Here is a 21,920-nt window from a genome sequence, read left to right as displayed (position 1 = left end):
GGTGCCCGTTGGTTCCGGTAAGGTCTTGCGCAGGGGGCACCATACCACGAATGCGCGCTTGACCGTACGCCCCCAAAAAAACGGATGGCTCACGCTTGCCGGCGGTAATCGCCTGGATGCACACACCGCAGCGCGATGGCCGCCTCAGCGATCTCCGCCATCGCCTGTCCTGACCAATGCGGCGCCCGCGAACGCGGCTCCAGCCCAGACACACCCTCCGCCCTTCAGGGGGGAGGTATCACAGCGGTTGACGGCGGGCGGGCGGGCTTTTAGGGTCCGGCGCCTCACTTTCCTGCAAGCAAGATGAAAAACGAGGGTTTCAGAATGTCCGATCTCCGCGCCCATGCCGAAACGAGCAACGCCTGGCCGTTCGCCGAGGCGCGCAGCGTTCTGAAACGGGTCGGCGGGCAGACGCCCAAAAAAGGCTATGTCCTCTTCGAGACCGGCTACGGCCCCTCGGGGTTGCCGCACATCGGCACTTTCGGCGAGGTGGCGCGCACCTCGATGGTGCGCCACGCCTTCGGGCTGCTTTCCGACATCCCGACGCGCCTCTTCGCTTTTTCCGACGACATGGATGGGCTGCGCAAGGTGCCAGACAACATTCCCAACAAGGAGATGGTGACCCGGCACCTCGGCAAGCCGTTGACCTCGGTGCCCGATCCGTTCGGCAAGTTCGAGAGTTTCGGGCACCACAACAACGCCATGCTGCGCTCGTTCCTCGACACCTTCGGTTTCGAGTACGAATTCGTCAGCGCCACCGAGTGCTACCAGCGGGGCGACTTCGACGCCGCGCTGCTGGGCGTGCTGGCCCACTACGAGGCGGTGAAGGCGGTCATCATGCCGACACTGGGGGCCGAGCGCCAAGCCACCTACAGCCCATTCCTGCCGGTGTGCCCGAAGACCGGGCGCGTGCTGCAGGTGCCGGTGATTGCCCATGACGCCAAGGCCGGCACCATCGTTTATGAGGACGAGGACGGGGCCAAGGTTGAGACGCTGGTGACTGGCGGGCGCTGCAAGCTGCAATGGAAGGCCGACTGGGCGATGCGCTGGAAGGCGCTCGACGTCGACTACGAGATGTCGGGCAAGGACCTCATCGATTCGGTGCGGCTTTCCGGGAAGATCTGCTCCGTTCTGGGCGGCCATCCGCCGGTCAGCCTGACCTACGAGCTGTTTTTGGACGAGAAGGGCGAGAAGATCTCCAAGTCGCGGGGCAACGGCCTGGCAGTCGAGGAATGGCTGCGCTACGCGCCGCCGGAAAGCCTGGCCCTCTTCATGTTCCAGAAGCCGAAGGCGGCCAAGCGGCTTTATTTCGACGTCATCCCGCGCACGGTGGACGACTACCTGGCCCACCTCGGCGCCTACCCGGAGCAGGACGCCGCCAAGCGTCTCGACAACCCGGTCTGGCACATCCACCGCGGCAACCCGCCCAGGGAAGACGCACACCTCACCTTCAACGTGCTGCTCAACCTGGCCAGCGTCTGTCATACCGAGGACAAGGCGGTGATCTGGCATTTCATCGTCCGCTACAAGCCGGACGCCACGCCGGCCGGGGCGCCGATCCTGGACAAGCTGGTGGAATACGCCGTCAACTACTACCGCGATTTCGTCAAGCCGGCCAAGGCCTACCGGGCACCGACCGACATCGAGCGCAAGGCGTTGACCGAGCTGGCCGAGGCGCTGGCCAAGATGCCGACCGGGGCCGATCCCGATACCGTGCAGACCGAGGTCTACGAAATCGGCAAGCGCCACCCCTTCCCCGACCTCAAGGCATGGTTCACCGCCCTCTACGAGGTGCTGCTGGGCCAAAGCCAGGGCCCGCGCATGGGCTCATTCATCGCCCTTTACGGGGTGAAGGAAACGACCGACCTGATCCGCCGCGCGCTGGCCGGTGAAGACCTGGGGAAGTAAGGAAGAGGGTCACCACAGAGACGCAGAGGAGAAAAGCCTGCGCAGGTGTAACCCGCGCTTTCGAAATTCCCTGTGCCTCTGTGTCTCTGTGGTCCAAACGGCGACAGGCCGCTACTGGCTGACCCAGACGATGCGGGCGATCCACTCGATGTCCTCGACGTTGAGGACCCGCTCGCCGTGGGCCGGATTGAATGACTGTAGCTCGATCTTGCGGGCGGTGCGGCGGCGCAGTTCCTTGGCCATCACTTCGCCGCCCAGGGTCTTCACGATCACCCGATCGCCGCGGCGCACGCTGGCGGTCGGCGAAACGATGACGACGTCGCCGTCGCGATAGGCCGGCTCCATGCTGTCGCCCGAGATTTCCAGGGCATAGGCGTGGGGATCGCCGACGTCGGGAAAGGGGATCTCGTCCCAGCCGCCGCCGGTCGGATAGCCGGCGTCGTCGAAATAGCCATCGGCTCCCGCCTGCACCATGCCGATGAGCGGAATGTTGCGGAAGACACCGCCGTCCGGCCCCTCCTCCATATAGGACACGAACTCGCCCAGCGTCGCCCCGGTCGCCCCCAGGATCTTCGCCACGCTTTCCGTGCTGGGCCAGCGCAGCTTGCCCTCGCGGGTCATGCGCTTGCTTTTGTTGAATGTCGTCGGGTCGAGCCCGGCCCGCCGCGCCAGTCCGGACGCGGAAAAACCATGCTCCTGCGCGAGGCGATCGATCGCCCGCCATACTTGTGCATGCTTCAGCATGGGAACATGGTCATATCAGACAGGTTTTTTTGCAATAGGAACGTCAGCCGTTGACTCTTTGCATGAAAGATTTTATACCTATAATAGACTGATTTTCCGTAAATGCGCGACGAGAGGGTCCCATGCCAAGGTTCCGCTACGTTCCCAAAATCCTTTCCCGGGCGTCGAGCGTGCCGTTCGCAAACGCCGAGGAGGCCTGGTTCTGGTTTGTCCGCTGCCATCGGGTCCGGCGCGAGGGCGCGCGCCTGTCGGGCGGACCGGTCGATACCGTTCGGCCGTGCGATCCCGACGACATCTATCGCGCCGTCAGGCATCTGGCGCGAACCGGCCGCATCGGGCAGGGCCATCTTCGCGTGCTCGCCCATTTCGGCCTGCGGGAGACGCCGCCCGACGCGCGCAGCCCGGAGGAGATCCAGGCCGCCCGCCTGTGGACGGAATCGCTGGACCGGCTGACCACGGTTCTGCGCGGGAAAGCCATCGTTTCATGAGCCTTCTGGAGGAGAAAACGGCGGGCGAGGGACGGCGCGCCCTGGTGGCCTTTTCCGGGGAAGTCGGCTTGCCGTGGCTGCGCCTGTTAAGGAAGGGATTCCGTCACTGTTTCGTCGCCCTCGAATGCGGCGACCGCTGGGTGGTGATCGACCCGCTGTCCCACTATACCCACGTCGAGGTTTGCGGCGGCTTCGGCGCCGAGCAACTGGCGGCAGGATTGCGCGGGGGCGGCCTGACGGTGGTGGTGACGCGCACCCGCCGTCCTCCCCTCCGCCCGGCCCCGTGGCGGCCCCACTCCTGCGTCGAGGCGGTGATCCGCCTGCTGGGGCTCCGCGTGCCGTGGGTGTTCACGCCGTGGCAACTCTACTGTTATCTTAATAATAGGAAAAAAAACTTGACATAGGGATTTATTAGGAGTACAAACAGATCTGCGGACGGGAAAGTCATGTCCGCCGACCGCCGCCCCCTTTGGGCGGCGGTTTTCGTTTGCCGCAGAGGAAAGGAGGACATCGGCCATGGGTGGACTTTTCGGATCGGCTTCGACGCCGTCGCCTCCGCCGCCGGAGCCGGTCGACGACACGGCAGCCAAGGAGCGCCAGGAGAGGATAGAGGCGCTGGTGCGCCGCCGCCGCGGACGGGAAGCCACCGTCGCCACCTCGCCCCGCGGCCTGTTGGCGGCGGCCGACTGGGCGCCCAAACGCAAATCCCTTCTGGGGGAATGACCATGAGCGAGATCGACCCGAAGGCCCTGATCGAGCGTTTCCGTCGCGCCAAGGACCGCCGCGCCGTCTGGGAGGCTCATTGGCAGGAGTGTTACGACTTCGCCCTGCCCCAGCGGGGCGGCGGCTTAATGCAGACGATGACCCCCGGGGCCAAACGCACCGACAAGCTGTTCGACGGCACGGCGCCCGATGCCGTCGACCAACTGGCGGCCAGCCTGCTCGCCCAACTGACGCCACCGTGGGCACGGTGGTTCGGCTTCGACGTTGGCAAGGACGTCGCCCCCGAAGACCAGGACATGCTCGCGGCTGAACTGGAACGCGCCGAAACCATTCTGCAATCGCACTTCGACCGCGCCAACTTCGCCGTCGAGATGCACCAATGCTTCCTCGACCTGGTGACGGCGGGCACGGCGTCGCTGATGTTCGAGGAGGCGCCGCCGGGCGAGCCCTCGGCCTTCCGCTTCACCGCCGTGCCGCTGGCCCAGGTGGTGCTGGAGGAGGGCGCCGCCGGCCGCCTGGACACCAGCTTCCGGCGCAGCGAGCTGACGCATGCCCAGTTGCGCGACCGCTTCGCCGAGGCGCCGATCCCCGGTGCCGTGGCCGAACGCCTGGAGCGGGACGCTGAAGCGCGGGCCACGGTGATCGAGGCGGTGGTGCCGGAGAAGGGCGGGTATACCTACCTGGCGGTGCTGGAAACCGATCCGGCACCGGTCGGCGAGCCGGCGGTGCTGGCCCGCGGTCGCTTCCACCAGTCGCCCTTCATCAACTTCCGCTGGCTGAAGGCGCCTGGCGAGGCCTACGGTCGTTCGCCGGTGATGAAAGCGCTGCCCGACATCAAGACCGCCAACAAGGTGGTCGAGTTGGTCCTCAAAAACGCCTCCATCGCGGTGACCGGCATCTGGCAGGCCGACGACGACGGCGTGCTGAACCCGGCCACCATCAAGCTGGTACCGGGCACCATCATCCCCAAGGCGGTGGGGTCGTCCGGCCTGACGCCGCTGGAGGCTCCGGGACGTTTCGATGTGTCGGAGCTTGTGCTCGACCAGTTGCGCGGCCGCATCCGCTCGGCCCTGCTGGTCGACAAGCTGGGCCCCGTCGAATCGCCCCGCATGACCGCCACGGAAGTGCTCGAGCGGGCGGCTGAAATGGCCCGCGTGCTGGGTGCCACCTATGGCCGCCTGCAATCCGAACTGCTGACGCCGCTGGTACAGCGGGGACTGGCCATCCTGGTTCGCCGGGGCGAGGTTGCGGATCTGCGCGTCGATGGCCGCCTGGTCGATCTCAGCTACAAATCGCCGCTCGCCCGCAACCAGGCCCAGCAGGACGCCCAGAACACCCTGATGTGGCTGGATGCGGTGCGCGCCTTGGGACCGGAAGCGCTGCCCGCCATCGATCAGCCGAAAACCGTGCGCTGGCTGGCCCGCGCCTTCGGGGTTCCGGCCGAACTGCTGCGGCCCGAGGGCGAAGTTGCCGCGGCCGGCGGCGCAATGCCTGATGCCGCGTCGCTCATGGCTCTTTTCGGCCAGGGCGCCGCCGCGGCGGGAGGAAGTGTGCTGCCAGCGGCCGGGCCGGCCGATCCCGTGACGATGGCGCAGGGAGGCCAGGATGTCCCTTCATGATCCCGGTTGGGCTTGGTTCGAGCCGGCGGGCGCCATGCCGGCCGGCGATGGCGAGCCCGCCGATCCCGATCTGGCGAAGGCCTTCGCCCGCTGCTTTCGCGGCGACGACGGCGGCCGGGTGATGGACCACCTCCGGGCCATCACGCTCGGCCGCGCGCATGGCCCCGGTGCTTCGGATGCGCAGCTCCGCCACGCCGAGGGCCAGCGCCAGTTGGTCGCCTATGTCAACGCCCTGATCGAACGGGGCCGCCAAGCCGGTTGACCCCCCGTCCAGACCGAGAGGAGGACACGACGATGACCGACATCGAAAACGATGCCCCGACGATCGAGGAAGAAGCTCCCGAGACTGGCCGTGCGGCGGCCGAAATCCGCATGGCGCGGCCCGCCGTCATTCCCGACAAGTTTTGGGACGAGGAAGCCGGCGAAGTGCGGCTGGAGGCCCTGGCCAAATCCTACGGCGAACTGGAGCGCAAGCTGGGCGGCCTGGCCGGCCGCGGCGTTCCCGACACCGCCGAGGCCTATGAGATTGATCCCGGCAAAGGCCCCATCGGCCCCGATCCTGAAGTCAACGCCCGCCTCCATGAGGCCGGCTTCAGCCAGGACCAGGCGCAGCTCGTCTACGAGCTGGCCAACACCTACCTGCCGGCCCTGGTCGGCCAAGTGGCGGGCGAGTTCGAGGCGCGCAATCAGGTCGACCGCTTGGTTCGCCATTACGGCGGGCCCGAGCGCTGGCGCGAGACCGCCCGCCAGCTTGCCACCTGGGGCCGCGAAAAACTGCCGGGCGAGGTGTTCGAGGCACTTTCGTGCACCTATGAGGGAGTGCTGGCGCTCGAACGCATGATGGGCCACGGTGAGCCCCTCCTGGGGGCGGGCGGGGATGCCTCCGGCCTCGGCTTCTCGGAAGGGGATATCAAGGAAATGATGCGCGACCCCCGCTATTGGCGGGAGCGCGATCCGGCGGTGGTCGGAAAGGTCCGGGACGGCTTCAAAAGGCTGTTCCCGGGCCGGGGGTGAGCGCGGTCCCTTCCTCCCGCCGCTCCCCCAGGGTGCCGGGGCCCGGGCCCCGGCACCCGCCCCTTTTGATCGAAGGACTGCCGTCGAGGGCATCCGGCGCCAGGGATTGCGGGCCATGGCTCGTCTCACGTTCATCTGAGCGGCGGTTACGAGACCGCCGTCCACGTCGGTGGGCGGCGCGGCAAGCCGGTCGTCCTGCGGGTGCGCGCCGGAGCCATACATGCCGCCGGACACGTCTTCTTCCTTTCGGCCAACGGTGTCTGGCTGACCGAGGCGGTGCCGGTCGCCTTTTTGGATTTCGATCCGCCCGCCGGTGTCTAGGGCTTCCGCTCGCACCTGATGAACGCCGCCCTGCGAGGGGCGGCTTTTTTGTATCTGCTTCCCGAATAGCGGAGAGTTTCGCGATGAGCCTGCATTCATGGCTGGACGGCGTGACGCCGTCCGGGCGCGCTGACGGCGATGTCTACATTCCCGATCCCCTGGGCCGCCTGGGACGAGGAGGTTGGGGGCGGCGCCCCGACCCCTTTGGCCGGCTGCGGACGCCCGATTGGAAGGTCGGGCTATTTCGCCCCGACGACGATGTCGGCATCACTCTCTTCGGTCCGGTGGGCAGCGGCGCGGCCGACGCCAACCGACCGGAGGACGTCGCCAAGGTGGAACGCCTGTTGGGGGCCGTCGGACACCTCGACCTCGGGGAAACGGATGGTCCCACCGGCTATTACGGGGCGCGCCTGAAAAAGGGCATCGAGCGCTTCCAGGCAGAGAACAACCTTGTCGTCGACGGCGTGCTCAATCCCGGTGGCGGGACCATCCGCGCGCTGGGCGACAGGGTGGGGAAGCGCGCCGAACCCGAGGCTCTCTCCGGCGTGTCGGCGCCGCGCGTCGAACTGCCGGCGTTCGGAACCGCGCCGCGCCCGGCGGACGGAAGCCGCCAGGCCGACCAGGTGGCCCGCATTGTCGACGGTTTGCAGGCCATGGACCGCGCTGGCATCGACTGGCGGAAGGTGCCGACTTCGTCGATCCGCGCAGACGAGCCCGTCGGCTATCCGCAGACAGGCGGCAAGCCGGCCGCCGGATCCGGCGGCCGCCGGCCCAACCCCGGCGAGTCGCAGGTGGCTGTCGCCCCGGCGGTACTCGTTCCGTGGGCCTTGGGGGCCTTGGGGGGCGGTGGCGCCGGCATCGTCGGCAAGCAGCTCTACGACAAGTACGGCAAGGTGCCGGCGCCAGGGGCGGCAGCGCCTGACGGAAAGGCAACGTCCGGGATGCCCCCCCTCCCCCCGGAGGTGACGTTGCAACTTTATGGGGCGGGCGGCCTGTCCAACCTCGTCGAGCACCTGTTCCGTCGGGCTGGCGGAGCCGGGGACGGTGATCCCGATGATCGCGGCTTCGACGCCATCGACCGGCCGCTGCCCAGCCATACCGAAACCCCGGCTGAGTCGCCGAGGATGCCCGGGCGCATCGAGACGCCGGCCGATCCCACCGATCTTCCCGACCGCACGCAGACCCTTCCGGAGCGCCCGAGAAAGCCGGAGATCGAAATGTTCCCCGACCAGTCCAGCGAATTGCCGATGACCGATATCGTCTCGTATAAGAAGCTGGCTCGACCCAACGATTTCGGTGCCGGGGAACGCCCGGACCCGGTCACGCAACGTGAGTTGAACAGGCTGCCGCCCCGATTGCGCCAACCAGTCGAGGAGTTGATGCTGCAGGACGGCATCCAGAACGAGGCGGACTGGCGGGGCGCCCATATCACGGAGGGGAAGGGCGAGGGCAAGGATGTGTTCGATCGCGTCGTCAGGGCCTGGGGCGGCGATCCCGCAAATATCAAACCGAAAATCGTAGATGACAAACGGCTATACTCGTACAAGAATCCGCAAACCGACCACAAGGTCGTCTGGCGGGAGTTCTCGTCGAAAGGGCAACCGACCCTGGTCGTCCAGGTCAAACGGCCGGGCAAATACTTTGAGCTTAAAAAGCGCTTTAGCCCATGATATGTTGCTACCATGGGTACATGGAAGATCATCGAGGACGCGGAATTCGAGCGGGACTGGCGGCCCATCAGGGATCGCATCATCAAGCCGATCGCCGAGGTCGGGGCGGAGGAAAGCCCATTTGCGGACCCGTCGTGGCGGAGTTTGCCGATACCCTTCAATCCGCTCTACTGCCTCAATCACAGTCCCGGCCTAAAGCGTTCGAAGGAGTTTCCGCCGGTCGAGCCCTATTTCGCCAGCTATTACGAACCTCTGTTCCTGACGCTGGCGGAATTCGGCATCGACCACATGATCGTGGACGGGATCATGAGCCGACGCTCCGGCGATCTTTGGGGCCAGGCCGACTACTGCCGTTTGCAGGTGTACCCCTCAGTGGAGGCGATGATCGATGTAAGCGACCACTTGGATCCTCTTGAGCCAATGGGCGTCTTCAGTCGTGACGGCTCCTGGGGTTTGGTTTGTGATTTCGATGCCCTTACCATGCTCGGGGGCACGCCCGAGTTCATCGACACCTTCTATCGCATCGCCGGCGGCGAGCGGGCGGTGCGGGCGCGCTATCTGTATTTTCAGCTCGATGATGGCTGCTCGCTACCTTACGGCCGCTTGTTCTCTCACGATTTCTACCTCAGCCGTTGGCCGCTGGTGCGCATGTACGAGCAGGCCGGCTGGCCACTGCCCAACCGTTGGTGGGTCTGGCAAGGTGAAAAGATCGACTGGTCCTGGATGATGGACGACGAGGGGTTCCCGCCCGCATCACCCAGAGGCAAGCCACGCCGGAAGCGGCGTCGGTAAACGCGATGAGCGTCAAACGCCATCGGCCAATTCACGGGCTGGCTGGACTGTTGATTGACAGTATATCTAGGAAAATATACTTGACATTGGCAAAAATACCTGTATAGTAAAGCCTGTGAACGCCACGGGTGTGCCCGGATCGGTGGGCGGCGGGCGTTCCTGGGGCCGGTGACGGGGCGCCGCGATTCCACGAGAGCCGAACGGTCTTTTTTCGGCTTCTGCCCCCTCATTCATTTTCCCGATTTCATCATCCCTCTCGGACAACCGTGGGCCGTGACGTGGCCCACGGCCCGGCGGGGCTTTCGCGCACATCCCCCGGCGGCAGCGCCGGAACCGGCGGGCCGGCGCACTGCCCGCTCGCATGCGGCCGTTCATCGGCTGTGGCGAGGGCGGGCCGATCCTTCACATCATCCTTTTCGGAAAGGAGACTGACGCATGTCGACGACGGTTGATGAATCGTTCGTCCGGCATTTCCAGGCCGAAGTCCACCTGCAGTACCAGCAGATGGGCTCGAAGCTGCGCAACACGGTGCGGACCAAGGACAACATCGTCGGCGCCTCGACCACCTTCCAGAAGGTGGGCAAGGGCACGGCGAGCACCAAGGCGCGGCACGGCAAGGTGCCCGTGATGAACGTCGACCACACGCCGGTGGAATGCCAGCTGTTCGACTATTACGCCGGCGACTGGGTGGACAAGTTGGACGAGCTCAAGACCAACATCAACGAGCAGCAGGTGGTCGCCAAGGCCGGCGCCTACGCCCTGGGCCGCAAGACCGACGAGCTGGTCATCGCCAGGTTGGATGCCAGTACCAACTATGCCGGCGGCGATACCGACGGTCTAACCAAGGCCAAGGTCCTGGCCGCCTTCGAGATCCTGGGCGAGGCCGACGTGCCGGACGACGGCGAACGCTACGCCATCGTCGGCTGGAAGCAGTGGAGCGACCTTCTGGGGATCGAGGAGTTCGCCAACGCCGACTATATCGGCGACGACCAGCTGCCGTGGAAGGGCACCCAGGCCAAGCGCTGGCTGGGTGCCCTGTGGATCCCGCATTCCGGCCTGACCAAGGACGAGGGCGGGGTGCGCCACTGCTACTGGTACCACAAGACCGCCATCGGCCACGCGGTGGCGGCCGAGGTGAAGACCGACATCACCTGGCACGGCGATCGGGCGGCCCACTTCGTCAACAACATGATGAGCCAGGGTGCCTGCCTGATCGATCCCTCGGGCGTGGTCGCCATGCGCTGCCTGGAAAGCTAGGGGGAGAACCGTCATGGCCTTCCAATCCAAGAACCTGAGCGTGCTGGCCTATGCCAACGGCTTCACCCTCTGGCACTACACTACGGCGGATGTCGCCGCGGACGTCGATACCCAGGGTTATTTCAATGGGGCCAGCGACATGCTGCGCGCCGGCGACATGCTCATGGCCAACGTCAATACCGGCGGCGCGCCGGCGGCCGGGATCTTCCTGGTCAACGCCAGCGCGGCCGGCGTAGTCGACGTCGCCGACCTGACGGCGGTGGGTGCCGCCGATACCGACTGACGGCGGGGGCGCCCCGCGGGCTTTCTCGCTCGCGGGGCTTCTCCACCCCGAAGTTACTTGTTTATAAGTTAATTATCGGGAGTAACATAAATTCACTTAATTTCAGTTATTTTTCCTTTTGGCAAGGGGATGGGTGATGGCTCTCAGCGGCATCGCGCTCAGTTCGCGCGCGCTTCTCAAGATCGGCGGCGACACCATAACCTCGTTCGACGAGGGAACGGCTGAGGCCGAGATCGCCGCCAACCTGTATCCGACGACGCGCGACGCCCTGCTGTCCGTTCATCCGTGGCGCTTCGCAACCGGACAGGCGACGTTGGCGCGCCTGACGGCGGAACCGGTGGCCGATTTCGCCTACGCCTACCAGTTGCCTTCCGACCTGTTGCGGGCGGTTTCGGCCGGCGGGGCAGGGCGGGGTCGCGGTATCCCGTTTCGCATCGCCGAGCGGCGGCTCCACACCGACGCGCCGGAGGTGGTGCTGACCTATATCTTCCGGCCGCAGGAGCCGGATTTTCCGCCGTTCTTCGACCAGGTGCTGATCGCCCGCCTGGCCGCCGAATTCTGCATTCCCCTGACGGGAAGCACCAGCCGGGCCGAAATGCTGGAAAAGCTGGCCGACATGGAACTCAGGCGGGCCAAGCTGATCGACGCCCAGCAGGACACGCCGACCGGCCTTGACGACTTCACGCTGATCGACGCGAGGCAGTGATGCCCAACCTGCGCACCCAGAAGACCAGTTTCACGGGCGGCGAAATTTCCCCCGTCCTGCTCGGTCGCGGCGATCTTTCGGCCTATGCCAACGGGGCGGCCCGGTTGCGCAACGTCTTCATTCATCCGACCGGCGGCGTGTCGCGCCGGCCCGGCCTGCGCTATGTGGAAACGGCGCGCGGCGACGGGCGGCTGGTGGCCTTCGAGTTCAATACCGAGCAGGTTTATCTGCTGGTCTTTACCGACGGCAAGGTCGACATCTATCCCGATCCCGAAAGCGGCGGTCACCGATCCCTCGATACCCCATGGACGGCCGCGCAGATCGGCCAGATCACCTGGACGCAAAGCGCCGATACGCTGCTGGTGCTTCATCCCGAGGTGCCGCCCAGGAAAATTACGCGTACCGCCGACGGTACCTGGACGATCGCCGGTTGGGCCTTCTTCGAGAAGGACGGCAAGATCTTCCAACCGTACCACAAGTTCGCCGGCGAAGAGGTCACGGTAACGCCCAGTGCCACCTCGGGCGCCATTACCCTGACCGCCTCGACGGCGGTGTTCGCGGCCGGGCATGTCGGAACGCGCCTGCACATCCAGGAGAAGGAGGTAGAGATCACCGCCTTCACCTCGGCGACCCAGGTGCAGGCGGCGACCAAGGAGACCCTATCCTCGACCGGTGCCACCAAGGAATGGGAGGAGCAGGCGTTCTCCGCCCTCCGCGGTTGGCCGACATCGGTGGTGTTCCACCAGGACCGCATGGTCATCGGCGGCTCGCGCGACCTGCCGAACCGGCTGTGGCTTTCGCAGTCGGCAGACCTTTTCAATTTCGATCTCGGCGAGGGGCTGGACGACGAGGCCATCGAGTTCGCCATCCTGTCGGACCAGGTGAACGCCATTCGCGCCGTCTTCTCCGGCCGGCACCTGCAGGTCTTCACCTCGGGGGCGGAGTGGATGGTGACCGGCGATCCTTTGACGCCGGCCAACATCCAGTTGAATCGGCAGACGCGGGTGGGCTCGCCGGTCGATCGCACCATTCCGCCGCGCGACGTCGACGGAGCGACGCTGTTCGTTTCGCGAAGCCTCGGCGACCTGCGCGAGTTCGTGTTCGCCGACATCGAACAGGCCTATCAATCCGACGACCTGGCGATGCTGGCCCGCCACCTGGTGACGGCGCCCAGGGACCAGGACTTCGACAAGGCGAGGCGCCTGATGCATGTTGTTATGGGCGACGGCCGACTGGGAACCGTCACCATCTACCGGGCCGAAAAAGTGACGGCCTGGAGCGTGCAGGAGACGCAGGGGGCGTTCCGCTCGGTTGCCGTGGTGGGCGATGAAACCTACGTACTGGTCGAACGGGACGGCGCCTTTTTCATCGAGGTCTTCGACGCCTCGCTGGCGGTCGACGCCGGGATCACCGGCATCGCCGGCGAACCGCAGGACGAATGGAGCGGTCTCGCCCATCTCGAGGGGCGCATCGTCAAGGTGGTGGCCGACGGGGCGGTGCGGGCCGAGGCCGAGGTGGGCGCCGGGGCCGTTTCCATCGATCCGCCGGCCCGCTCGGTCCAGATCGGACTGGGCTTCGCCCACGTTATCGAGCCGCTGCCGCCGGCCCCGATGGACGTGGGCGGCGCCAGCCAGGGCGGCAGGATCCGCCATGTCGAATCGACTTTCCGTCTGCACGAGACCTCGGCGCTCAGGCTCGATACCGGGCGCGGCTATACCGAAGTGCCGTTCAAGCGTTTTGGCGGCGCCACCCTGGATTTCTCGCTGTCCGTCTTCACGGGCGACAAGACGGTGCGGGCTTTCGGCTGGCGGAACACCGGAACGGCACCGCTCTGGCGCATCGCGCAGGACACGCCGCTGCCCTTCACGCTGCTGTCGGTGAGTTCGCTCGTCAGCACCAACGACTGAAATTCAAAGGCGTTTCCCGCGGAGGACCGACGGCGAAACGTCGACAATCACGGAGACCAAGTCATGGCAGCCGCAGCTATCCCTTACGTCATTATGGCCGCCTCCACGGCCCTGTCGATGCAGCAGGCGCGAAGCCAGGCCAAGGCGGCGACCTCAGCGGCCCAGGCCCAGGCGGATGCCCAGGCCCGGCAAATCCGCGAGGGCCAAGCGATCGAGGAACGCCGCCGCCAGGAGCAATTGATCCGGAACCTGGCCGCCCAGCGGGCGCGGGCCGGTGCTGCCGGCGTCGGTGATGCGGGCGGCTCGTCGGAGGCCCTGCTGCAAGGCCTTTCCAACGAAACGGAGCGCGATCTCAACGACGTACGCCGGACGAACCTGCTGCAGATCGACGACGTGTACGGCAACCTCGCCCACACCCGAAAACGCAACCTGCTCGATGCGCGCTATAGCCAGCTCAACTCGATGCTCAGCTTGGCGAACAAAGGATACAACCAGTACATGAAATAGGGGAGGCATTCAGAGATGCCGGACCACATTCAGATCGGCGATAGGCGACCCTGGGAGCAGTACCAGGTCACCGAGGCCGGACAGAGCGTCTTTCCTTTCCACTTCCCGGTCTTCAAAGCAGCCGACGTCGAGGTCTATGTCAACGGCGAGCGGCGGCTGGCCGGGTATGCCGTCCTCGGCGCCGGGGCATCGGAAGGGGGAAGCGTGGTGTTCGACCCCGCCGTCGCCAGTTGCGTCGTTACCATCCGCCGGCGGCTGGCCATCGAGCGCACCTCCGACTTCCAGGAGTCCGGCGAATTCCGGGCCCGGGTTCTCAATGACGAACTCGACTATCAGACCGCCATCATCCAGCAGATCGCCGATGACGTAGCTCGCACCCTGCGCCTGCCGGCGACCGATCCGGATGCCAGCCTGGAACTGCCCGCCAAGGAGATGCGCAAGGGCAAGTTCCTGTGGTTCGATCCGGAGACGGGCGGGCTGGTTTCGGCATCCGGGATCACCGGCGTGCCGATCTCGGCGCCGATGGAGGCGGTAGTACAGGCGGCGACCACGGCCGTGGCACGTGCGCTGATGGGCCTGGAAATTGGTGTCAACGTCGAGCCCCATGACTCCGACATCCTCAGGGCCGACACCGATGATGTTCTGGCTGCCGCCTTCGGGCAGGGCTACCAGCCCCTCGGCTCGCTCGACGCCATGGCAAACGACATCCTGACGGTTAAGGCGATTACTGGGTCCAACCGCAAGACACTGACGGTCGACGTGGACGGCACCATCGATGTCTCCACCATGGCGGCGGGAGCGGTGCTGATCCGCGCCACCAACGTTGGAACGCGCGCGCTCACCTTCGTCGGGGCGACGCTCACCGAAGGTAGCGGCGCATTCGTCGGGATGAACGATGTCGTCAATCTCATGCTGTTCGAAAGTGACGGCACGACGGTTGATCTCACGATCGACCAGAGGGGAGCCTGACCATGTCGTTCGATGCTGGGCTCATGGGCGGCCGGCGCGGTGCCGCATACGCTCCCCGGAGATCTCTGCAATTCGGGGCGACGGCCGGAGACCAATTGACGCGCATGCCGGCAGGCGCTGGCAATCGGAGGACGTGGACGTTTTCGGTGTGGGGAAAATGTGCAGACGTATCCGCGGCCGCGCGAGTCTTTCTGGGAGCCGACGCGTCTTCGGCCGACACGCTCCAATATGTCAACTCGGCACTGGAAGTTGATCTTGCCGGGGTTGCCAGGATCGTCACGACGGCGCTGTTTCGCGATCCTGCCGCTTTTGGGCACATCGTCTGGCAATACGACAGCCCCGGGGAGGTCACGCGGCTCTATTACAATGGCAAACTCATAGGATCGGCATCGGTGGCGCTCAATGCCGACAGCAAGGTGAACGATGCCGTCGCGCACTATATCGGGCAGAATGGGATGTCGGCCCGATATTTCGACGGCGTTTTGAGCGATGTCGTCTTGGTCGACGGCCAGGTCCTGGCTCCCACCGATTTTGCAGAGGAGGGGGCCGAAGGCGTGTGGGTACCGAAAAGACCCTCCGTTTCTTCATGGGGTGCCAATGGCTTCTGGCTCGACGGCGAGATTTCCGGCGGCCTGGCGCTCGACAAGAGCGGAAATGATAATCACTGGACAGTGAACGGTGTTACCGAATGCCTGGACAGCCCCGGCGACAATGCGCCTGCCGACGCGGGGAATTACGCCCGATGGAACTCTCTGTTCTTTCGTCGGACCGGTAGTTACAAGCCGATATTCAGTGAAGCCGCAACAAAGGTTGCCGGACAAAGTGGCGTAGTCTCGCACACCGGTACGACGGCTGCCTCGCCAGGTAGGCACTACGCTGAGTTCCGCGTGACGGATGGCACTTCCGGCGCGACGGGGCCCGGCGTTGTTCGCGCGGCCTGGAATAGCGGGTTGGCGGAAAGCTACGCCCACAACTACGGTGGCGCGTATTATTCGGATACTGGAGTGAGGGCCTACAACAACTCCACTGACGCCCAAACCGCGCCGAGTTCGAATCGCATCGGCATTGAGGTCGATTTCGCGAACGACGAAGTTGAATTCTTTATTGTCCAAAGCAACAGCGCCCGCACGTCGCAGGGCGGCAAGCTAACGGCCGCTGACGGCATAACCTTCGGCGGACACGGCATCTTCACGGCGACGGTCCATGGCACGTCGGCCCGCACCGTCAAAGCCCATTTCTCGCCCGATGAGTGGTGGGGAACGCCGAATGGCGGCTACGAACCCCTCTGTAGTGCCTACCTTCCAGCCAAAGCACCGAAGAAGCCAGGAGCCCATATCGGGGTGCTGACGTGGTCGGGGACCAGCGGTGAACGAGCTTTGACAGGGTTAGGCTTCCAGCCGGATTTTGCATGGATCAAGCAGCGATCTTCGACGCCGCGGGACCACAACCTCGTGGACGCGGTTCGCGGTTTGGACAAGAACCTGTCGACCAACCTTTCCGCCGCAGAAGAAACGACGGCCCGCATCATCAGCTTCGACACAGACGGCTTGACGCTTGCCGGCGGAGGTTACGGGAACACAAACCTGATGGGAACGACTTACGTCGGTTGGTTTGTCGGGGGCCTGACCCAGAAGACTTCCGGTTGGGTGGGCGGCACCATCATCCCCATCGAGGAACGCTACGACGCAGCGCTTGGCTTTTCAATCATCAAATACACCGGGAACGGGGTCGCGGGGGCGACAATCCCACATTCGCTCGGGCAAGCTCCAGCAATGATGATCATAAAGGCTCTGACCGCGACTGCGGATTGGCCAGTCTGGCACAGAGGACTGCCCTCGGCGGCTTACTGCGTCCTTTTGAACGATGCCGGAGGGCACCGGAGTCACGCTGCTTTCAATAATACAGTGCCCACCTCAAGCATTTTCTCAATCGGCCCCACCGGTTACATGACCAACTATGCTGGCGTCCCTTGCATTGCCTATCTCTTCGCTGCCACCGATGCCATCAGGGTCGGCTCCTATATTGGTAATGGCAGCGCCGATGGTCCGTTCGTGGACCTTGGCGGGGAGCCGCTGTGGATGATCACGAAGCGAACTGATGCGGCAGGTTTCTTGTGGGCGATGCAGGACGGCGTCAGGAGTCCTTTCAATCCCACAGATCAGCGGCTATTTCCGAACGAAGCGGTCGCTGAAACTTCTGACGGCAACGGCCTTCTGGACTTTATGGCCAGCGGATTCAAAATCAGGAACGCGCATGGAGGCCAGAATGCCAATGGTGGGACCTACATCTATCTCGCTTTTCTCAAGCATTACTTTGGTGGTGCGAATGTCGCCCAGGGGAGGGCACGCTAATGCTCGTCATCGTTAACACCGAAAATGGAACCAAGGTCCGTGCGGTAACGGGTGGAATCGCCCGTTGGTCGGACGGAGCCATGACCCATGCGGCCAAGGCCGGTCTCGTGCGCGGAATGGAAAGGGTGGTCGACTGTCGAGATGCTGTCGCGGGCGCGGGTACCCTCGAGCGGGTACTCGGCGAAGGCTTTGACGGCGAAGCGTGGATCGTCACCCGGGAACGATACGATCCGCCACTCGCCGAATGGGCCGCAGCGAAGAAGTCGGCTGTCGACGCCGAGCGCGACCGCCGCCGTCATCCCGGCGCCATCGACACCGGTCTCGGCTGGAGTGTCGATTTCCGAGATGGTCGGGACGAGGCCAACATCGGCGGCCTCGCCCTGGAGGCGATGGTGCTCGACGGTCAGGGTGTCACGGGCACGGTCCTGGCTCTCCGCGGTGCGGACAACATGACGCGGGAGCTGACGCCGGCCGAGATGGTCCAGGTCGGTCAGGCGGTCCGCCGGTACATCGCCGACATTTATGCCGCATCGTGGGTGATCAAGGGTGCCCTCGATGCCGCAGTGGCGGACGGTGATAGGGCGGCGGTGGATGCCGTCGTCGTGGCCACCCATCCGGCTTGGCCGGTCGCCGGAGCGTGACCGAGAGCGGATGCGGCCCGTGGACTTTCCCAGTTTCGTCACCGCCTGGAACGGCAGCCAGGGGCTCGCTACGCCGCCGCTCCATGGCCAGATCTGCAATTGGCTGGCGGAGCGCTGGGCGGCGGGCGACCGCGAGCTTCTGCTGCTGGCCTTTCGCGACAGCGGCAAGTCGACCCTGGTAGGGTTGTTCAGCGCCTGGCTGCTCCATCAAAACCCCGACCTGCGCATCCTCGTCCTGGCGGCCGACTTCGCCCTCGCCCGCAAGATGGTGCGCAACGTCAAGCGCATCATCGAGCGCCATCCAGAGACCGCCGGCCTCAAACCGCCGCGGCGCGATCAGTGGGCGGCCGCGCAGTTTACTGTCGAGCGTCGGGCCGAACTGCGCGATCCCTCCATGCTGGCCCACGGCATCGGCGCCAACATCACCGGCTCGCGGGCCGACGTCATCGTCTGCGACGACGTCGAGGTTCCCAACACCTGCGACACGGCGCCCAAACGTGCCGACCTGCGCGAGCGGTTGGGCGAGATCGACTACGTCCTGGTGCCGGGTGGATTGCAGCTCTATGTCGGCACCCCGCACACTTATTACAGCATCTATGCGGCGGAGCTCCGCCACGAAGGCGCCGAGGAGGTCTCTTTCCTCGATGGCTTCAAACGTCTCGAACTGCCGCTGCTCGACGAACGAGGACAGAGCCGCTGGCCGGAACGCTTCTCGGCTGCCAAGATCGAGGCGACTCGCCGGCGGGCAGGGCCCAACAAGTTCTTGAGCCAGATGCTGCTGCGCCCCGTGAACGCCGCCGAGGGCCGGCTCGACCCCGACCGCCTCCGCCTGTATGACGACGAACTCAGCTACAGCGAGGGTAACGGCCAGGCGTTGCTGCGCTTGGGATCGCGCCGGCTGGTGTCGGCGTCCTGCTGGTGGGACCCATCCTACGGCTCGCCGGATACCGGCGATGCCAGCGTCATCGCCGCCATCTTCACCGACGAGGGGGGCGATCACTGGCTGCACCGGGTCGCCTACCTGACTCACGATCCGGCCAGGGTGGAGGAAACCGACGAGGCGACGCAGCTCTGCAGCCAGGTTGCCGATTTCCTTGCCCGCAACCATTTGCCTGCGGTGGCGCTGGAGACCAACGGCCTCGGCCGCTTCCTGCCCGGCCTGCTGCGCCGCGAGATTTCAGCGGCCGGCCTCGCCTGCTCGGTGATCGAGAAAACGTCGCGGCGCGGCAAGGACCTGCGCATCGTCGAGGCCTTCGACGCCGTTCTGGCGGCCGGCCGCCTGCATGCCCACCGTGGCGTCTGGGACACCCCCTTCGTCACCGAGATGCGGGAATGGAGGCCCGGCGGCCGTTCCCGCGACGACGGCCTGGACGCCGTATCGGGCTGCCTCTTGAGTGAACCGGTGCATCTGTCGCGCGTGGCGCCGCCGCCGTCCGGCTTCAACGAGCCGGGACGCTGGCGCTCGGGCACCGGCTCTTTCGTCGCCGACACCGACTTTCCGCTTTAGATCCTGGCCGGCCATAGCCGGCTTTTCCAAGTCCTGAAGGAGACCGCCATGACGCGTTGCCTGGTGGGCGCGGCGATTGCTGTTGCCTTGATCCTGACGGCATTGCCCGCGCGTGCCCAGGCGCCGGCCATCTGCGCCGAGCGCCACGAGATCGCCGAAAACCTCGAACGCGACTACGCCGAGACGCCGGTGGCGAGAGGACTCGCCGCCGGCGGCCTGCTGATCGAGGTGTTCGCCACCCCGTCGGGCAGCTTCACCATCCTGGCGACGCGACCGGATGGTCTTGCCTGCGTGCTCGCCACCGGCGAGGGCTGGGAAGGTGCGGCTGCCCGGCCCGGGCGCCCGGCCTGACGGCCGTTCAACTGTCATTTCCGTTTCACAGACAAGGAAGGATCTGGTCATGGGGAATCCCTGGGCCGTCGATGTGGTGTGGTGGATCACCGCGGTGGAAATCCCGGCGCTGGCCGGGCTCTACTGGCTGATCTGGCGCAACCGGCGCGATCTCGACATTGTCGTCGATCACGGGCGCAACGCCTGCGAGGCGGCCATCGCGCGCCTGCGCGACAACCTCGCCGCCTATAAGCTGGAGGTCGCCAAGTCCTACGCCTCGATCGCCTATCTGCGGGAGGTCGAGAAGCGGCTGACCGAGCATCTTCTGCGCATCGAGGACAAGCTGGATGCGGTCAGCACCCGGCGTGGGGGTGCGGCATGAACGCGCCGCTCAAGGCGGCGCGGGCTGGCTTGCCGGCCGAAGCCCTGCGGGCGACGGGTTGGCAACCGGCAGTGCGCGACGAGGCCATCGACATCTTGGCCCGCACCCTCTACGGCGAGGCCCGCGGCGAACCGGTGCGCGGCAAGGAGGCGGTGGCCGCCGTTGTCGTCAACCGGGTGCGCCGGGCCCGCGAGCGGGGCGGCTATTGGTGGGGCGGCACGGTAGCGGGCGTCTGCCTCAAGGCTTTTCAGTTTTCCTGTTGGAACGAGGGGGACCCCAACCGCGCCAAGATCCTCGCCGTTGCCGCCGAGGATCGCAACTTCGCCACCTGCCTGCGCATCGCCCGCCGGGCGGTGGCTGGCACGCTGGCCGACCCCACCATCGGGGCCACCCATTACCACGCCAACGGCCGGGCGCCGCTGTGGGCTGTGGGGCGCGAACCTTCGGCCGTCATCGGTCGGCACAGCTTTTACAACGACGTGGAGTAGACCATGTTTTCCGCCATCCTGGGGCCGCTGATCGGCGGCCTTTTTGCCGTCATCGACAAAGCCATCGAGGACAAGGACGAGGCCGCCAAGATCAAGGCCAGGCTCCAGGAGATGGTGCTGACCGGCCAGATGAAGGAGATCGAATCGGCCGCCGCCATCATCGTCGCCGAGGCGCAGTCCGAAAGCTGGATCGCCCGCAGTTGGCGGCCCCTGCTCATGCTGCTGTTCGGCGTCATCATTGCCAACAACTACCTGGTGGTACCCCTCTTCGGCACGCCATCGGCCGACATCCCGCCCGACATGTGGGATCTTCTGAAACTCGGTGTCGGCGGCTACGTGCTGGGCCGCTCGGTCGAGAAGGGCGTGAAGGTGTGGAAGGAGAATGAGTGAGGGACCGGGGCTGCCAGCGTCAGTCGAAGCGCACACCGGCGGCGACTTGATAGAGCCTCAGGTTGACCAGGGCCAGCAGGCCTTCCCGGTCGGTGATACCGTCTTCCGTGAAGGCGCGCGATTTCACGATCTCCAGGTTGCGTCGAGCCTCCGGCAGGAGACCCGCCTTCCACTGCTCCTCGGCAACGGCAAGCAGCGAAAACAGGCGCTCCCTGGCATCCGTCATCCGCTCTCCCTCGGTCCAGGCAGCGGCGAAGGCGGCCGTAGCGGCCTCCGTCAATCCGTGCTTCGCTGCTGGGCCGGCGAGCACGACGTATTCCGTATAGCGCCGACCCACATCGTCGATCTCCGCGATGGTCGCTATGATCGTTTGCAACGCCGCCATTGCGGAGTGCCGGTCGTCCTGCCGGGCGAGGGAAAGGGCGACGGATTGCAGCGATCGTCCCCAGCCCAGCCATGCTGGATCCTTGGAGTCTTCCAGAGCCTTGCGGGCGATCGCCGCGGCTTCGCGAAGGCGGGTGGTGGCCTCCTCCTTGAAGCCGCTCTCGGCCTGTCGCCGGGCGAGGTGCCGAAGGGTGGTGAAGCGGCTCACCGGTTCGCCCCCCTCAGGCAGGCCGGCCAGCGCCTCGCCGAAGAGATGCCTGGCCCCTTCCAGGTCGCCGGCCGCGGCGTGCAGGGCGGCGATTTCGATGAGCGTGCTGATCCGCGCGTCAAGGGAGGCTACGCGGGCATGGATGAGAGCGGATTCGAGAAAACAGGAGGTTTCGTCGGGGCCGGCGCAATCCTGTCCTGCCGCGCTGGTCGATCCCGGGGTCAACATCAGGACCGCCACGACGAGACCGAGGAACTTCACGATCGCCTCCGCATACAACTTTTAGTAACAGTTAGTTATTATTATCTCTTATAAGAAGTGTTTTTTCAAG

Annotated in this window: 25 protein-coding genes; 23 read left to right on the top strand and 2 right to left on the bottom strand. The window is 65.5% G+C overall.

Annotated elements, in window-relative coordinates; genetic code table 11:
* The first annotated feature begins 324 nt into the window (after nucleotides 1-324).
* Complete coding sequence (locus ODR01_RS14435) at nucleotides 325-1,908, top strand: lysine--tRNA ligase (RefSeq protein WP_316978378.1); 1,584 nt, start codon at nucleotides 325-327, stop codon at nucleotides 1,906-1,908.
* Nucleotides 1,909-2,019: 111 nt separating this feature from the next.
* On the opposite strand, the gene ODR01_RS14430 is transcribed toward ODR01_RS14435, so the two are convergent.
* Nucleotides 2,020-2,652: a helix-turn-helix transcriptional regulator gene (locus ODR01_RS14430; protein WP_316978377.1), complete on the bottom strand. Its 633-nt coding sequence runs from the start codon at nucleotides 2,650-2,652 to the stop codon at nucleotides 2,020-2,022.
* Between the two features lie 122 nt (nucleotides 2,653-2,774).
* On the opposite strand from ODR01_RS14430, the gene ODR01_RS14425 reads away from it, so the two are divergent.
* The 22 genes from ODR01_RS14425 (at nucleotide 2,775) to ODR01_RS14325 (ending at nucleotide 20,997) form a co-directional block, all read left to right on the top strand.
* Nucleotides 2,775-3,140, top strand: coding sequence for a hypothetical protein (locus tag ODR01_RS14425; RefSeq protein ID WP_316978376.1), 366 nt, complete (start codon nucleotides 2,775-2,777; stop codon nucleotides 3,138-3,140).
* Nucleotides 3,137-3,544, top strand: coding sequence for a hypothetical protein (locus tag ODR01_RS14420; RefSeq protein ID WP_316978375.1), 408 nt, complete (start codon nucleotides 3,137-3,139; stop codon nucleotides 3,542-3,544). The genes ODR01_RS14425 and ODR01_RS14420 overlap by 4 nt, the downstream gene beginning before the upstream one ends.
* Before the next feature lie 112 nt (nucleotides 3,545-3,656).
* A complete protein-coding gene (locus ODR01_RS14415) occupies nucleotides 3,657-3,863 on the top strand; it encodes a hypothetical protein (RefSeq protein ID WP_316978374.1) in 207 nt (68 codons plus the stop codon).
* Nucleotides 3,864-3,865: 2 nt separating this feature from the next.
* Nucleotides 3,866-5,482, top strand: coding sequence for a portal protein (locus tag ODR01_RS14410; RefSeq protein ID WP_316978373.1), 1,617 nt, complete (start codon nucleotides 3,866-3,868; stop codon nucleotides 5,480-5,482).
* Nucleotides 5,469-5,744 (top strand): Bbp19 family protein, encoded by a 276-nt coding sequence (locus ODR01_RS14405; protein ID WP_316978372.1) that lies wholly within the window; start codon nucleotides 5,469-5,471, stop codon nucleotides 5,742-5,744. The genes ODR01_RS14410 and ODR01_RS14405 overlap by 14 nt, the downstream gene beginning before the upstream one ends.
* Nucleotides 5,745-5,776: 32 nt before the next feature.
* A complete protein-coding gene (locus ODR01_RS14400) occupies nucleotides 5,777-6,496 on the top strand; it encodes a capsid assembly protein (protein ID WP_316978371.1) in 720 nt (239 codons plus the stop codon).
* Nucleotides 6,497-6,601: 105 nt separating this feature from the next.
* Nucleotides 6,602-6,817: an RNA 2'-phosphotransferase gene (locus ODR01_RS25255; RefSeq protein WP_394356837.1), complete on the top strand. Its 216-nt coding sequence runs from the start codon at nucleotides 6,602-6,604 to the stop codon at nucleotides 6,815-6,817.
* 83 nt (nucleotides 6,818-6,900) lie between these two features.
* Complete coding sequence (locus ODR01_RS14395) at nucleotides 6,901-8,487, top strand: peptidoglycan-binding domain-containing protein (RefSeq protein WP_316978370.1); 1,587 nt, start codon at nucleotides 6,901-6,903, stop codon at nucleotides 8,485-8,487.
* A gap of 12 nt (nucleotides 8,488-8,499) precedes the next feature.
* Nucleotides 8,500-9,279, top strand: a complete 780-nt coding sequence (locus ODR01_RS14390) for a hypothetical protein (protein WP_316978369.1) — start codon at nucleotides 8,500-8,502, stop codon at nucleotides 9,277-9,279.
* A 435-nt stretch (nucleotides 9,280-9,714) separates the two neighbouring features.
* Nucleotides 9,715-10,536, top strand: coding sequence for a phage capsid protein (locus tag ODR01_RS14385; RefSeq protein WP_316978368.1), 822 nt, complete (start codon nucleotides 9,715-9,717; stop codon nucleotides 10,534-10,536).
* A gap of 13 nt (nucleotides 10,537-10,549) precedes the next feature.
* On the top strand, nucleotides 10,550-10,819 hold the full coding sequence (locus ODR01_RS14380; protein WP_316978367.1) for a hypothetical protein: 270 nt from the start codon (nucleotides 10,550-10,552) through the stop codon (nucleotides 10,817-10,819).
* A gap of 136 nt (nucleotides 10,820-10,955) precedes the next feature.
* The gene (locus ODR01_RS14375) at nucleotides 10,956-11,525 is read left to right on the top strand and encodes a hypothetical protein (RefSeq protein ID WP_316978366.1); all 570 of its coding nucleotides are present in this window, start codon (nucleotides 10,956-10,958) and stop codon (nucleotides 11,523-11,525) included.
* The gene (locus ODR01_RS14370) at nucleotides 11,525-13,432 is read left to right on the top strand and encodes a hypothetical protein (protein ID WP_316978365.1); all 1,908 of its coding nucleotides are present in this window, start codon (nucleotides 11,525-11,527) and stop codon (nucleotides 13,430-13,432) included. Before ODR01_RS14375 ends, ODR01_RS14370 begins: the two co-directional genes overlap by 1 nt.
* A gap of 63 nt (nucleotides 13,433-13,495) precedes the next feature.
* Nucleotides 13,496-13,939: a hypothetical protein gene (locus ODR01_RS14365; protein WP_316978364.1), complete on the top strand. Its 444-nt coding sequence runs from the start codon at nucleotides 13,496-13,498 to the stop codon at nucleotides 13,937-13,939.
* Nucleotides 13,940-13,954: 15 nt separating this feature from the next.
* A complete protein-coding gene (locus tag ODR01_RS14360; protein ID WP_316978363.1) occupies nucleotides 13,955-14,908 on the top strand; it encodes a hypothetical protein in 954 nt (317 codons plus the stop codon).
* Nucleotides 14,909-15,012: 104 nt separating this feature from the next.
* The gene (locus tag ODR01_RS14355) at nucleotides 15,013-17,259 is read left to right on the top strand and encodes a DUF7483 domain-containing protein (protein WP_316978503.1); all 2,247 of its coding nucleotides are present in this window, start codon (nucleotides 15,013-15,015) and stop codon (nucleotides 17,257-17,259) included.
* Nucleotides 17,259-17,900, top strand: coding sequence for a DUF4376 domain-containing protein (locus ODR01_RS14350; RefSeq protein ID WP_316978362.1), 642 nt, complete (start codon nucleotides 17,259-17,261; stop codon nucleotides 17,898-17,900). Before ODR01_RS14355 ends, ODR01_RS14350 begins: the two co-directional genes overlap by 1 nt.
* Before the next feature lie 10 nt (nucleotides 17,901-17,910).
* Nucleotides 17,911-19,407 carry a phage terminase large subunit gene (gene terL, locus ODR01_RS14345; protein ID WP_316978361.1) on the top strand — a complete coding sequence of 499 codons (1,497 nt, stop codon included), beginning with the start codon at nucleotides 17,911-17,913 and terminating at the stop codon, nucleotides 19,405-19,407.
* 48 nt (nucleotides 19,408-19,455) lie between these two features.
* Nucleotides 19,456-19,758 (top strand): hypothetical protein, encoded by a 303-nt coding sequence (locus ODR01_RS14340; RefSeq protein ID WP_316978360.1) that lies wholly within the window; start codon nucleotides 19,456-19,458, stop codon nucleotides 19,756-19,758.
* A gap of 49 nt (nucleotides 19,759-19,807) precedes the next feature.
* Nucleotides 19,808-20,119, top strand: coding sequence for a hypothetical protein (locus ODR01_RS14335; protein ID WP_316978359.1), 312 nt, complete (start codon nucleotides 19,808-19,810; stop codon nucleotides 20,117-20,119).
* The gene (locus ODR01_RS14330; RefSeq protein WP_316978358.1) at nucleotides 20,116-20,607 is read left to right on the top strand and encodes a cell wall hydrolase; all 492 of its coding nucleotides are present in this window, start codon (nucleotides 20,116-20,118) and stop codon (nucleotides 20,605-20,607) included. Before ODR01_RS14335 ends, ODR01_RS14330 begins: the two co-directional genes overlap by 4 nt.
* A 3-nt stretch (nucleotides 20,608-20,610) precedes the next feature.
* On the top strand, nucleotides 20,611-20,997 hold the full coding sequence (locus ODR01_RS14325; RefSeq protein WP_316978357.1) for a 3TM-type holin: 387 nt from the start codon (nucleotides 20,611-20,613) through the stop codon (nucleotides 20,995-20,997).
* Nucleotides 20,998-21,016: 19 nt separating this feature from the next.
* Here ODR01_RS14325 and ODR01_RS14320 read toward each other — a convergent pair whose 3' ends face one another.
* Nucleotides 21,017-21,850 carry a tetratricopeptide repeat protein gene (locus ODR01_RS14320; RefSeq protein ID WP_316978356.1) on the bottom strand — a complete coding sequence of 278 codons (834 nt, stop codon included), beginning with the start codon at nucleotides 21,848-21,850 and terminating at the stop codon, nucleotides 21,017-21,019.
* Nucleotides 21,851-21,920: the final 70 nt, after the last annotated feature.

This window comes from Shumkonia mesophila (assembly GCF_026163695.1).
GTDB classification, from domain to species: Bacteria; Pseudomonadota; Alphaproteobacteria; order Rhodospirillales; family Shumkoniaceae; genus Shumkonia; species Shumkonia mesophila.
Note: the sequence above shows the minus strand (reverse complement) of the source record. Positions and strands in the feature narration are given on the sequence as shown.